Origin of the sequence: Xanthomonas sp. CFBP 8443 (assembly GCF_025666195.1) — a bacterium.
Classification (GTDB): domain Bacteria; phylum Pseudomonadota; class Gammaproteobacteria; order Xanthomonadales; family Xanthomonadaceae; genus Xanthomonas_A.
The window spans coordinates 805,398-818,206 of sequence record NZ_CP102592.1 but is presented as its reverse complement, the minus strand read 5'-3'; the positions used below and the strand labels follow the sequence as shown (position 1 = coordinate 818,206).

13 protein-coding genes are annotated in these 12,809 nt (G+C 72.2%); 11 read left to right on the top strand and 2 right to left on the bottom strand.

Annotation, left to right across the window (positions count from 1 at the left end):
* Window positions 1–32: 32 nt before the first annotated feature.
* Window positions 33–839 (bottom strand): DODA-type extradiol aromatic ring-opening family dioxygenase, encoded by an 807-nt coding sequence (locus NUG20_RS03400; protein ID WP_263397051.1) that lies wholly within the window; start codon window positions 837–839, stop codon window positions 33–35.
* Between the two features lie 193 nt (window positions 840–1,032).
* Here NUG20_RS03400 and NUG20_RS03395 point away from each other — a divergent pair, with 193 nt between their 5' ends.
* Together NUG20_RS03395 and NUG20_RS03390 are read left to right on the top strand one after the other, a co-directional pair.
* Window positions 1,033–1,941: a LysR family transcriptional regulator gene (locus tag NUG20_RS03395; RefSeq protein WP_263397050.1), complete on the top strand. Its 909-nt coding sequence runs from the start codon at window positions 1,033–1,035 to the stop codon at window positions 1,939–1,941.
* A gap of 111 nt (window positions 1,942–2,052) precedes the next feature.
* Window positions 2,053–2,622, top strand: coding sequence for a flavodoxin family protein (locus NUG20_RS03390; protein WP_263397049.1), 570 nt, complete (start codon window positions 2,053–2,055; stop codon window positions 2,620–2,622).
* 80 nt (window positions 2,623–2,702) lie between these two features.
* On the opposite strand, the gene NUG20_RS03385 is transcribed toward NUG20_RS03390, so the two are convergent.
* Entirely contained in the window at window positions 2,703–3,605 is a 903-nt protein-coding gene (locus NUG20_RS03385) for a LysR family transcriptional regulator (protein ID WP_263397048.1), read from the bottom strand.
* Window positions 3,606–3,713: 108 nt separating this feature from the next.
* Here NUG20_RS03385 and NUG20_RS03380 point away from each other — a divergent pair, with 108 nt between their 5' ends.
* The 9 genes from NUG20_RS03380 (at window position 3,714) to NUG20_RS03340 (ending at window position 12,758) form a co-directional block, all read left to right on the top strand.
* Window positions 3,714–4,796, top strand: coding sequence for an aldo/keto reductase (locus tag NUG20_RS03380; protein WP_263397047.1), 1,083 nt, complete (start codon window positions 3,714–3,716; stop codon window positions 4,794–4,796).
* A 237-nt stretch (window positions 4,797–5,033) separates the two neighbouring features.
* Window positions 5,034–6,029 (top strand): aldo/keto reductase, encoded by a 996-nt coding sequence (locus tag NUG20_RS03375; RefSeq protein ID WP_263397046.1) that lies wholly within the window; start codon window positions 5,034–5,036, stop codon window positions 6,027–6,029.
* A 97-nt stretch (window positions 6,030–6,126) separates the two neighbouring features.
* Entirely contained in the window at window positions 6,127–6,828 is a 702-nt protein-coding gene (locus NUG20_RS03370) for a glycosyltransferase (RefSeq protein ID WP_263397045.1), read from the top strand.
* Between the two features lie 120 nt (window positions 6,829–6,948).
* Window positions 6,949–7,356, top strand: a complete 408-nt coding sequence (locus NUG20_RS03365; protein ID WP_263397044.1) for a GNAT family N-acetyltransferase — start codon at window positions 6,949–6,951, stop codon at window positions 7,354–7,356.
* 111 nt (window positions 7,357–7,467) lie between these two features.
* Window positions 7,468–8,484, top strand: a complete 1,017-nt coding sequence (locus tag NUG20_RS03360) for a 3-oxoacyl-[acyl-carrier-protein] synthase III C-terminal domain-containing protein (RefSeq protein ID WP_263397043.1) — start codon at window positions 7,468–7,470, stop codon at window positions 8,482–8,484.
* Window position 8,485: 1 nt separating this feature from the next.
* Window positions 8,486–9,463 (top strand): NAD-dependent epimerase/dehydratase family protein, encoded by a 978-nt coding sequence (locus tag NUG20_RS03355; RefSeq protein ID WP_263397042.1) that lies wholly within the window; start codon window positions 8,486–8,488, stop codon window positions 9,461–9,463.
* Between the two features lie 166 nt (window positions 9,464–9,629).
* A complete protein-coding gene (locus tag NUG20_RS03350; RefSeq protein WP_263397041.1) occupies window positions 9,630–10,478 on the top strand; it encodes an MBL fold metallo-hydrolase in 849 nt (282 codons plus the stop codon).
* Entirely contained in the window at window positions 10,471–11,652 is a 1,182-nt protein-coding gene (locus NUG20_RS03345) for an ATP-grasp domain-containing protein (RefSeq protein WP_263397040.1), read from the top strand. The genes NUG20_RS03350 and NUG20_RS03345 overlap by 8 nt, the downstream gene beginning before the upstream one ends.
* On the top strand, window positions 11,649–12,758 hold the full coding sequence (locus NUG20_RS03340; protein ID WP_263397039.1) for a hypothetical protein: 1,110 nt from the start codon (window positions 11,649–11,651) through the stop codon (window positions 12,756–12,758). Before NUG20_RS03345 ends, NUG20_RS03340 begins: the two co-directional genes overlap by 4 nt.
* Window positions 12,759–12,809: the final 51 nt, after the last annotated feature.

The window sequence follows — 12,809 nt, the reverse complement described above, 5'->3', positions numbered from 1 at the left end:
ACCGCGATGAATCGCTCAGCGGCGGCCACCGGTCAGGCGGCGAGGCGCTGCGCGCCGCCGTCGAAGCGATACAGGTCCATCGCAATCATCCCGGCGTCGATGCCGGCATCGATGCGCTGCGCGCCCAACCCGCCCTCGCCGGCCGCGCCCATCGCGAAGTAGATCGGCAGCCAGTGTTCGTCGGTGGGATGCGCGCGTTCGGCGAATGGCGCTTGCCGGCGGTAGTCGAGCAGCGCCGGCAAGTCCTCGCGCGCCAGCGCCTGCTCCACCCAGCCGATGAAGGGGCGCACGTAGGGCGCGTCCTTGCCGTCGGCGTAGCGGCCGAAGTCGTGCAGGTTGTGGGTGATGCTGCCCGAGCCGACCAGCAGCACGCCGTCCTCGCGCAGCGGCGCCAGCGCCCGGCCCAGCGCCAGCTGATGGGCCGGACCTAGCTCGGGCTGGATCGACAGCGGCACCACCGGGATGTCGGCCAGCGGATACAGCAGCGACAGCGGCACCCACACGCCGTGGTCCAGGCCGCGGCGGTCGTCCAGGTGGGGCTGCAGGCCCGCCCGATCCAGCCGCTCGGCGACCTCGCGCGCCAGCGCCGGCGCGCCCGGCGCCGGGTACTGCATCTCGTGCAGTTCACGCGGGAAGCCGCCGAAGTCGTGGATGGTCTGCGGCTGCGCGGCGCCGCCGACCAGCGGCCGCCGTCCCAGCCAGTGCGCCGAGGCCACCACGATCGCGCGCGGGCGCGGCAAGGTCGCCGCCAGTTCGGCCAGCCGCGCGCCGACCAGGCCCGGATGCAACGCGGTCATCGGCGAACCGTGCGAGATGTACAGCGAAGGCAAGCGGGACATGATGGGTCTCCAGGGGAATGAGGCGGCGGCGATGCCGGGCGGCGCGGCCGCCGGCGATCGGCACAGCCATGCATCGCGTCGCCGACGCCGGCGGTCGCGATCGTCGGCCACGGCGCCAGGAACCCAGGGTATTCCCGACCCGAGGGGAGATAAATTACCCTCCGACCGGATATCTATTTCAGGAACGGCAACAATGGATACGCTGGACGCGATGCGCGTGTTCGTCACCGTGGTCGATCGCAACGGCTTCAACGCCGCCGCCGACGCGCTGGGCATGTCCACCGCCAGCGTCACCCGGCAGGTGGCCTGGCTGGAGAAGCGGCTGGGCCTGCGCCTGCTCAACCGCACCACCCGCCGGGTCAGTCCGAGCAGCGTCGGCACCGGCTACTACCAGCGCTGCCAGGTGCTGCTGGCCGAGTTCGACGACATGGAGGCGGCGGTCGGCGAGCAGGCGCTGACCCCGTCCGGCACGCTGCGGATCAACGCGCCCTTCAGCTTCGGCATCGCCCGGCTGGGGCCGCGCCTGGCCGGCTACCGGGCGCGCTATCCGCAGGTCGCCCTGGACCTGTCGCTGTCGGACCGGCTGGTGGACATCGTCGAGGAAGGCTACGACATGGCGATCCGCATCACCCGGCAGGTGACGCCGACCCTGATCGCGCGCAAGCTCGGCGAGGTGCAGGCCTTCCTGTGCGCCGCGCCGGCCTACCTGGAGCGCGCCGGCACGCCGCGCCTGGCCGCCGACATCGCCGGCCACGAGTTCCTCAACTACAGCTACGTGCCGCTCGACGAATTGCCTCTGCGCGGACCCGACGGCGAGACCCGGGTGCGGGTACAGGGCGGGCTGCGCGCCAACAGCGGCGACGTGCTGCGCGAAGCCGCCATCGCCGGGATGGGCATCGTCGTGCAGCCGGACTTCATCGCCCAGGAGGCGCTGGAGGACGGGCGCCTGGTGCGGGTGCTGCCCGACCACCAGCTCGAGCCGATCGGCGTGTACGCGGTCTATGCCAGCCGCAGCCACCTGGCGCCGAAGGTGCGCAGCTTCATCGACTACCTGGTCGAGGTCGGCATCGAACGCGAGATGCATGCCGACGCGACGCCCTGACGCCGACGCGAGGACGCCGGTCGGACACAACATCCCGCGCGTGGCGATGATCCAAGCGGCGGCGCATGCGCACAATGCCCGCGCTTCCCCCGCCACTTCAGGAGCTCCCCCATGAGCAAGATCGCGATCGTCTATTTCAGCGGCTACGGCCATACCGCCAAACAGGCCGAAGCCGTGCACGCCGGCGCCGCCAGCGTCGGCGAGGCCACGCTGTACCGCATCGACCAGGACGGCAACCTTCCGGATGCCGACTGGGAAGCGCTCGGCCAGGCCGACGCCATCGTCTACGGCAGCCCGACCTACATGGGCGGGCCGGCCTGGCAGTTCAAGAAGTTCGCCGACGCCAGCTCCAAGTCCTGGTTCTCGCAGGCGTGGAAGAACAAGATCGCCGCCGGCTTCACCAATTCGGCCTCGGTCAACGGCGACAAGTTCGCCACCATCGCCTACTTCTGGACCCTGTCGCAGCAGCACGGGCAGATCTGGGTCGGCACCGGCCTGCTGCCGTCCAACACCAAGGCGCACGGCCCCGCCGACACCAACTGGACCGCCGGCTCGGCCGGCGCGCTGGCGATCTCGCCGTCGGACGCCTCGCCGGAGGAAGCGCCGCGCGCCGGCGACCTGGAAACCGCACGCCTGCTCGGCCAGCGCGTGGCCGAATACGCGGCCAAGCTCAAGGGCTGAGCCGCGCTCCTGCGTCGCCACCGCCACGGTGGCGACGGCAGGCCGCCGGTTGCGTGCGGCGGCGGCCGAGCGTGCCGCCGCTACCCTGCCGACGCGTTCGCCGCGCGCAGGTGGTCGATGAACACGCGCAACTTCGGCGCCAGGTGTTCGCGCGCCGGGTAATACAGATAGAAGCCGGCGAACGGCTGCTGCCAGTCGTCGAGCACGCGGACCAGGCGGCCGGCGGCGACGTCGGCGGCGACCACCGATTCGAAGCCCTGCGCCAGGCCCAGGCCGGCCAGCGCGGCGGCATGGGTCAGGCCGCTGTCGTTGAACACCAGGGTGCCGCTCACCTCCACTTCGAAATCGCGGCCGTCGCGGGTGAACTCCCAGGCCATGCGCCGGCCATTGCTCATGCGGTGCACGATGCAGTCGTGGTCGACCAGGTCGGCCGGCGTCTGCGGCAGCGGATGGCGCCGGAAATAGGACGGCGCGGCGACGATTACCTGGCGCTGCATCGGCCCCAGCGGCACCGCGATCATGTCGCGCGCCAGGCATTCGCCGAGGCGGATGCCGGCATCGAAGCCCTCGGCCACCACGTCGACCAGCGCCGCGTCCACGCACAGCTCCACTTCGATCTGCGGATAGCGCGCCAGGAACGCCGGCAGCCACGGCATCACCAACTGATCGGCCACCACCCGCGGCAAGGTGATGCGCAGGCGCCCGGCCGGGCGCTCGCGCACCATGTCCAGGTCCAGGAACGCCGCCTCGATCTGCGCCAGGCCCGGCCGCACCCGTTCCAGGAAGCGCGCGCCATGTTCGCTCAGCGCCACCCGGCGCGTCGTGCGATGCAGCAGGCGCACGCCCAACTGCGCCTCCAGCGCACGCACCGTCTGCGACAACGCCGAGGCCGAGACGCCGAGTTCGTTGGCGGCGCGGGTGAAGCTGGCATGGTGGGCGACGCGGGCGAAGGCGACCACGGCAGGCAGGGGACTGGCAGCCATTGTGAAGCTCAACTTCAAGGAAGATGCAGACTATGCCAGTTTATCCGCGTGGTCGCGCGGCGCATCCTGCCCATCCCGCGGTACCGACCGCTTGCCAGGAACCTCCCCATGTCGCTCGACCACTACCGCCTGCTCGGCCGCTCCGGCCTGCGCGTCAGCCCCATTTCGCTGGGCACGATGACCTTCGGCAACGACTGGGGCTGGGGCGCCGACGAAGCCGAAGCCGGGCGCCTGTTCGCGCGCTACGTCGAACGCGGCGGCAACTTCATCGACACCGCCAACACCTACACCAACGGCAGTTCCGAGACCCTGCTCGGCAAGTTCGCCGAAGGACGCCGCGACCGCCTGGTCATCGCCAGCAAGTACACCCTCAACCCCTTCCCCGGCGACCCCAACGGCGGCGGCAACCACCGCAAGAACCTGCTGCAGTCGGTGGAGGCCAGCCTGAAGCGGCTGCGCACCGACTACCTGGACCTGCTGTACCTGCACATCTGGGACGACACCACGCCGGTGGAGGAAGTGATGCGCGGCTTCGACGACCTGGTGCGCGCCGGCAAGATCGTCTACGCCGGCATCTCCGACGCGCCGGCCTGGCAGGTGGCGCGGATGCAGACCCTGGCCGACCTGCGCGGCTGGTCGCCGCTGGTCGCGCTGCAGATCGAATACAGCCTGGCGCAGCGCACGGTCGAGGCCGAGCTGGTGCCGATGGCCGAGGCGCTCGGGCTGGCGGTGCTGGCCTGGTCGCCGCTGACCATGGGCATCCTGACCGGCAAGTACAGCCGCCAGGACCTGGCCGCGGTGCAGCGCCGTGCCGCGGACGGCCAGGCCGGCGCCGAGCGCGGCGATGCGGCGCATGCGCACGAGATGCTGACCGAGCGCGCGCTGGACATCGCCGACGTGGTCAAGCAGGTCGCCTCGGAACTGGGCCGTTCGCCGGCGCAGGTGGCGCTGGCCTGGCTGCTGCAGCGGCCGGGCGCCGGCGCAATCCCGATCGTCGGCGCGCGCACCCTGGCGCAGCTGGACGACAATCTCGGCGCGCTGGACCTGCAGCTGGACGCGCAGCAGTTGCAGCAGTTGGATGCGGTCAGCGCGGTGGCGCTGCCGTTCCCGCACGCGTTCGTGCGCCTGCCGGTGCCGCGGCAGCTGGTGTCCGGCGGCACCCGCCTGCGGCCGCGCACGCCGGCGATCTGAACCGCGCCGGCAACGCGTGGCCGAACGCGGCACTGACTCTGCGCAAACGCCGGCCATGGCATGGTCGGCGCCTGCGCAGATCGCGGCGCGGCGGCGCGTTTGCAGGATCGGACAAGGATCCTGCGCGATCGCGATAACGCACCGCCGCGCCGCGCCCGCATTCTCCCTGCCCCGCGACGACAGCGTCCGCGCCGGGTCTTTTCCACATCTCCTCCCCCTCCCAACAGGAGCTTCCCGATGCAAACCCGCACCCTCGGCCGCAACGGCCCCCGCGTGTCCGCCCTCGGCCTCGGCTGCATGGGCATGAGCGCGTTCTACGGCGGCCGCAGCGACGACGCCGCCTCGATCGCGGTGATCCACGCCGCGCTGGACCACGGCGTCACCCTGATCGATACCGCCGACATGTACGGCCCGCACACCAACGAAGTGCTGGTCGGCAAGGCCCTGGCCGGACGCCGCGACCAGGCGTTCCTGGCCACCAAGTTCGGCATCAAGCTCGATCCCAACGATCCCAGCGTGCGCGGCGTCGACGGGCGTCCCGAGTACGTGCAGGCCGCCTGCGAGGGCAGCCTGCAGCGCCTGGGCGTGGACCACATCGACCTGTACTACCAGCACCGGGTGGACCCGAACGTGCCGATCGAGGACACCGTCGGCGCGATGGCGCGGTTGGTGGAACAGGGCAAGGTGCGCTTCCTGGGCCTTTCCGAGGCCGCCGCCGGCACCATCCGCCGCGCGCATGCGGTGCATCCGATCACCGCGCTGCAGAGCGAGTACTCGCTGTGGTCGCGCGATCCGGAGAGCGACCAGGTGCTGGACACGGTGCGCGAGCTGGGCATCGGCTTCGTGCCCTATTCGCCGCTGGGCCGCGGCTTCCTGACCGGCGCGATCCGCTCGCCGGAGGACTTCGAGGCCGATGACTACCGCCGCCATTCGCCGCGCTTCCAGGGCGAGAACTTCGCGCGCAATCTGCAGCTGGTGGAGCAGGTGCGCACGCTGGCCCAGGCCAAGGGCGTCACGCCGGGCCAGCTGGCGCTGGCCTGGGTGCTGGCGCAGGGCGAGGACATGGTGCCGATCCCGGGCACCAAGCGCCTGGCCTACCTGGAAGAGAACCTGGGCGCGCTGCAGGTGACGCTGAGCGCCGAGGACCTCGCGCAGATCGAGGCGATCTTCCCGGCCGCCGCCGCCGCCGGCACCCGCTACCCGCCGGCGATGATGGCGACCCTGCAGCGCTGACCCGCTGTTGCGAACCGGCCGCGCCGTGCCTGCGGCAGGCCGGCACGCGGCGCGGGCCGATTTGCCCGCGCCGCTCCGGCGTCGCATGATGCCGGACGTGATCTCGTTCATCGTTCCCGCCCACGACGAAGCCGCCCTGATCGGCGACACCCTGGCGTCGCTGCATATCGCCGCCGAAGCCTTGCGGCTGGACTACGAGACCCTGGTGGTCGCCGACGCCTGCAGCGACGACACCGCGCAGATCGCGCGCCGCCACGGCGCGCAGGTGCTGGACGTGCAGTTGCGGCACATCGCCGCCACGCGCAATGCCGGCGCCGCCGCCAGCCGCGGCCGCTACCTGCTGTTCGTCGATGCCGACACCCGCGTCAACACGCCATTGCTGGCCGCGGCGCTGCGTGCGCTGCACACCGGCGCGGTGGGCGGCGGCGCGCAAGTGCAGTTGCTCGGTGCCGTCGCCTGGCACGAACGCGTGGCGCAAGCCATGTTCGGCTGGCTGTTCCGCCGCACCGGCATCGCCCCGGGCTGCTTCCTGTTCTGCACGCGCAGCGCCTTCGTCGCCGCCGGCGGCTTCGACGAGCGCTACTACGCCGGCGAGGACGTGGCGCTGAGCCGCGCGTTGGCCCGCCACGGCCGCTTCGTGATCCTGCGTGAGCCGGTGCACACCTCCGACCGCAAGCTGCGCAGTTTCAGCAAGCGCGAGCACCTGGGCCTGCTGCTCCAGTTGCTGCGCCGCGGCCGCGGCATGCTGCGCTCGCGCGAGGCGCTCGGCTTCTGGTACGGACAGCGCCGCGGCCGCTAGGCGCGTCGTGCATTCCCGTATCGCCTGCATGGGTCTGTAAATCGGTTGCGCCCGACTTGGGCGACTTTCTACTATCGGCAAATGGGCGAGAACGGCAACCTGACGATCAGGAACGCGGCGATGGCGGACCGGCAGGCGATCGTGGCGTTGCTGGCGGAGCTGGACTATGCCGGAACCGAGGACTTCATCGAGGCGCGCCTGGCGCAGCTGCTGGCGCATCCGGACCAGGCCTTGCTGGTGGCCGCCGCCGGGGACGACGTCGTGGGCGTGTTGTCGCTGCATTTTCTGCCGCAGTTGGCCTTGGCCGGCGACATCTGCCGCATCAGCTATTTCTGCGTGGACGATCGCGCGCGCGGCGCCGGCGTGGGGCAGCGTTTGCTGGCGCAGGGCGAGGCGTTGGCGCGGCAGCGCGGCTGCGACCGCCTGGAGGTGCACTGCCATCGCCGCCGGGAGCGGGCGCACGCCTTCTACCGGCGGGAAGGCTTCGTCGAAGCGCCCAAATACTTCGCCAAGTCGCTGCATGATTGAGTCGGCTGTCTGAGGCCGCCAGCGACAGACAGCGCCGCGATTTCCCCAAGAGCGGTTGCCGGCGCCGATCCGCTGGCAGTACGCTGCGCCCCCTTTGCCCGAGCTTTGGCGATGACCGTCGAACCCAGCAGGCCCATCGCGGTGCGCATCCTCGGCACGGGCGACTATCTGCCGGCGCGGCAGGTGGCCTCGGACAGCTTCGACCGGCGCTGGGGCAAGCCCGCCGGCTGGACCCTGCGCCATGCCGGGGTCGGCGTGCGCCACTACGCCGGCGCCGAGGAACCGGCCTCGCTGATGGGCGAACGCGCCGCGCGCGCGGCGCTGGCGGCGGCGCAGCTGGAACCGGGCCAGGTCGATTGCGTGATCTCCGCCTGCAGCCTGATGGAGCAGGCGATCCCGTGCAGCGCCGCGTTGCTGCATGCGCGGCTCGGCCTGCAGGGCAGCGGACTGGCCGCGTTCGACGTCAACGCCACCTGCCTGAGCTTCATCGCCGCGCTGGACCTGGCCGCCTGCGCGATCGCCGCCGGCCGCTACCGGCGCGTGCTGATCGTGTCCAGCGAGATCGCCAGCGTCGGCCTCAACAGCGAGGACATGGACACCGCGCCGCTGTTCGGCGACGGCGCCGCGGCGGTGGTCCTGGGCGCGGACAGCGGCGACAGCGGTTCGCAGTTGCTGGCCGCGCACCTGGAAACCTATTCCGAAGGCATCGAGCATTGCCGGGTCCGCGCCGGCGGCACCCGCCTGCGCCTGGAACACGGTGTGGAGGCGTTGCGCGCCGGCTCGCTGTTCGAAATGAACGGCCGCGCCACCTACCGGCTCGCCGCCGCGAAGTTGCCCGGGTTCCTGCAGCGGCTGCTGGACAAGGCCGGCGTCGACCTGGAGCAGTTGCAGCGGATCGTGCCGCACCAGGCCAGCGCCAAGGCGCTGCGGCACCTGCAGGTCGCACTGCGGCTGGCGCCGGACACGCTGATCAACGTGATCGGCGCGCGCGGCAACCAGATGGCCGCGTCGATCCCGAGCGCGCTGCACCAGGCCATCGCCGAAGGCCGCATCGTGCGCGGCGACCTGATCGGCCTGGTCGGTTCCGGCGCCGGGCTGGCGTTCGGCGGCGCTGTGCTGAGGTACTGACATGGCGCGCATCCTGGTCACCGGCGCCTCCGGCTTCATCGGCGCGCACATCGTCCGCGCCCTCGCCGCCGAAGGCGCGCAGGTCCGCGCCAGCGGCCGCAATGCCGCCGCGCTGGCCGCCTTCGCCGGCGATCCGCGCATCGACGTGGTCCGCGCCGAACTGTGCCGCGACGACCTGGCGCCGCTGCTGCACGACTGCGACGCGGTGATCCACTGCGCCGCGCTGTCCGCGCCGTGGGCCAGCGCCGAGGTGTTCCGCCAGGCCAACGTGGTCGCCACCGAGCGCATGCTCGCCGCCGCGCAGCGCGCGCAGGTGCGGCGCTTCGTGCACTTCAGTTCGCCCAGCATCTATTTCCGCTTCGCCGACCAGTACCAGGTGAGCGAAGACTTCACCCCGCCGACGCGCTGGATCGGCGGCTATCCGCAGACCAAGTGGGAAGCCGAGGAGAAGGTGCGCGCCGCCGCCGCGGCCGGGCTGCCGGCGCTGGTGCTGCGCCCGCGCGCGGTGTTCGGCCACGGCGACAACGCGATCGTGCCGCGGCTGCTGGCGGTGGCGCAGCGTGGCTGGTTCCCGCTGGTGCACGGCGGGCGCGCGATGATCGACGTGTGCTGCGTGGAGAACGCGGTGGCCGCGGCGCTGGCCGCGCTGCGCGCCGAGCATGTCGGCGACGGCCGCGCCTACAACATCAGCAACGGCGCGCCGATCGCGGTGCGCGACCTGCTCACCGAACTGTTCGCGGTGCTGCAGCTGCGGGTGCGCCTGCTGCCGGTGCCGCGCGGCCTGGCGCTGGCGCTGGCCACGGTCGGCGAGCAGATCGCGCTGCGCCGGCGCGGGCAACCGGAGCCGCGGCTGAGCCGCTACGGCATCGGCGTGCTCGGCTATTCGCAGACGCTGGACATCGGCCGCGCCCGGCGCGAACTCGGCTACGCGCCGGTGCTGTCCACCGAGGCCGGGCTGGCGGCCCTGGCACGCAGGTGAGGCGGTCCTGGCAAGTCCGTGGCCCGGCCTGTCCGGCATCGCCTGCCGACGCAGGCGTGCGCGTTTTCGCATGTGTGGGAGGGACTTCAGTCCCGACGCGGTTTGCCCGCCAAAGCGCCGTGGCCGCAACATCACCCACGCACCACGCGGCCGGGCGAGAACGCACATGAGCGCACCGACGCTGCGCTGGCGGCTGTACGAAGCCGGGCACTGCACCCATCCCGAGCGCGCCACGCGCCGCGGCGCGACGCTGGCGCCGTGCCAGTTCCCGGCGCTGGCGGCGCTGCTGCAGCACCCGGTACACGGCAACCTGCTGTTCGACACCGGCTACTCGCAGCACTTCCTCGATGCCACCGCGCAGTTTCCCGAGCGCCTGTACCGCGTGCTGACGCCGGTGCACCTGGCGCCGGGCCAGTCGTTGCGCGAGCAGTTGGCTCGCGACGGCATCGACGCTGCGGCGATCGGCTGGATCGTGCTGTCGCATTTCCACGGCGACCACGTCGGCGGCGTGGCCGACTTCGCACAGGCGCGCATCGCCTGCGCGCAACAGGCCTGGGACGACCTGCAACGGCGCGGGCGGCTGGCGGCGTTGCGCGAAGGCTTCCTGCCGGCGCTGCTGCACGGCGCGCGCGAACGCATGCAGTGGTTCGAAGCATTGCCGACCTGTCCGGCACCGGCGGCACTGCGCGGCTTCGGCACGCTGCGCGACCTGTTCGGCGACGGCAGCGTGCTGCTGGTGCCACTGCCCGGGCACGCACCCGGCCACTACGGCCTGTGGTTCGAGGATGCGCACGGACCGGTATTCCTGGTCGCCGACGCGGCCTGGTCCAGCGCCGCGATCGCCGACGGCACGCCGCCGCCGGCGCTGGTCACCCGCCTGCTCGGCGAGCACCGCGTCTATCGCGACACGCTGGCGCGGCTGCATGCGCTGCGCCTGGCCGAACCGGCGCTGCGCATGGTGCCTTCGCATTGCCGGCAATGGCGGCCGGCCGCGCGCACAGCGGCCGATGGCTAGCGCGCCGGCGGTGCTGATCACCGGCGCGCGCGCGCCGGTGGCGCTGGACCTGGCGCGGCGCTTCGCCGCGCAGGGCTGGCGCGTGCATCTGGCCGACAGCGTGGCCTGCCGTATTTCCGCCTGGTCGCGCGCGGTGACCGCCAGCCATCGCATCGCCCCCGCACGCGACGCGCCGGCCGCCTATGTCGCCGACCTCAACGCGCTGGTCGCGCGCCAGCGCATCGCGCTGCTGTTGCCGACCTGCGAGGAAGTGTTCTACCTCGCCCGCTACCGTCACGCGCTGCCGGCGCAACTCGACGTGCTGGTGGACGCGTTCGACACGCTGCGCACGCTGCACAGCAAGTGGCAGTTCCTGCAGCTTGCGCGCACGCTCGATGCCGACGTGGACGTGCCGGACAGCATGCGGGTGCGCAGCCTGGCGCAGGCGCGCGACTGGGCCGGCAGCGCGCCGCTGGTGCTGAAGCCGGAATACTCGCGCTTCGGCGTGCACGTGCGGGTGCATCCGCACGGCCTGCCCGCCGTCGCGCCGCCTCTGCCCGACCAGGGCGACTGGGTCGCGCAGCGCTATTGCGAAGGCGAGGAACGCTGTTCGTACGCGGTGGCGCGCGACGGCGTGCTGCTGGCGCATGCGGTGTACCGGCCGCGCTACCGGCTGCAGCGCAGCTCCAGCTACTACTTCGAGGCCGCGCCGTCGCCGCAGATCGAACGCTTCACCGCGCAGCTGGTCGGCAAGCTCGGTTTCAGCGGGCAGCTCTCCTTCGACTGGATCGTCTCGGCGCAGGGCCGCTGCAGCGTGATCGAATGCAATCCGCGCGCGACCAGCGGCCTGCACCTGTTCGCTGCCGCCGACCCACTGGTCGCGGCGCTGGACGGCAGCTGCCGCGATCCGGCGGCGGTGGTACGCCCGGCAGCCACGCGCGCGGCGATGCTCGGCCCGCTGATGCTCGGCGTCGCCCTGCCCGCGGCGCTGCGCCACGGCCAGCTGCGCCGCTGGCGCGACGACTATGCGCGCGCCGACGACGTGCTGGCGCCGCGCGGCGACCGGCGCCCGCTGGCCGGCGCGCTGCGCGACCTGGGCAGCCATGCGCGGCTGGCGCTGGCCCGGCGCTGCACGCTGCGCGAGGCCTCCACCCGCGACATCGAATGGGACGGCGAGGCCCTGCCGCCGCCATGAACGGCAACGCCGAGCCCGGTACCGACTACGCCGTGCAAGCGCAACGCTTCGCCGCGCTGCACGCCGGCCGCGATGCGCAAAGCGTAGGCTCCAATCTGTACGCCCGCATCGAGATGCTGCAGGCCGGCGCGCTGGCGATGCCGGCGACGGTCAGCGAGCAGCGCGCGGGCAACGCCTGGGTGTGTTCGCCGCGCACCACCTATGCCGACTACGCCGCCGAGGAAGCCGCGCGCCTGTTGCCGCCGGCCTTGGCCGCACCGTTGCGCGGGCTGTGCGGCGGCATCGGCGCCTGGCTGGACTGGGCGCGGATCGACCGCGCGGTCACCCTCAACAACTGGCTGCTGTCCACCAACCTGTATCCGCCGCTGCCGCCCGAAGGACTGGGTGGCCTGCTGGACGCCGCGCGCGCACGCTGGCCGGACCATGCGTTGTGGTTCCGCTCGTTGAACCGGGTGGACACGCCGCACTGGCTGGACGCGCTGCAGGCGCAGGGCTTCACCCTGATCGGCAGCCGCCAGGTGTACCTGTACGAGGACTGGCCGGCGCTGCTGCAGCACCGCGACCTGGCCCGCGACCTCAAGCTGACCGCGCGCACCGACCTGCAGCGCTGCGACAACGACGCCATCGGCGAAGCCGACTACCCGCGCATCGCCGCGCTGTACGCGCAGCTGTACCTGGACAAGTATTCGCGCTGCAATCCGGACTACCACCCCGAGTTCCTGCGCGCCTGGCACCGCGCCGGACTGCTGCGCTTCGATGGCTTTCGCGACGCGAGCGGCGAGCTGGTCTGCATCACCGGCCTGTTCGGTATCGGGCGCACGCTGACCGCGCCGATCGTCGGCTACGACCTGCGCCAGCCGCAGCGGCTGGCGCTGTACCGCACGCTCACCGCCTGCGGCTTCGAGCACGCGCTGCGCCACGGCCGCCGGCTCAACCAGAGCGCCGGCGCGGCCAGCTTCAAGCGCCAGCGCGGCGGCACGCCGGTGATCGAGTACAGCGCAGTGGACGCGCGCCACCTGCCGCTGCGCCGGCGCCAACCGATCGCCGCGCTCGGCGCGCTGACCGAACGCATCGGCGTGCCGCTCATGCGCCGCTATCGGCTGTGAACGGCGTGCCCGGGCAAGTGCGGCGGGCGCAGATCGCCGCAGTGCGAGCCG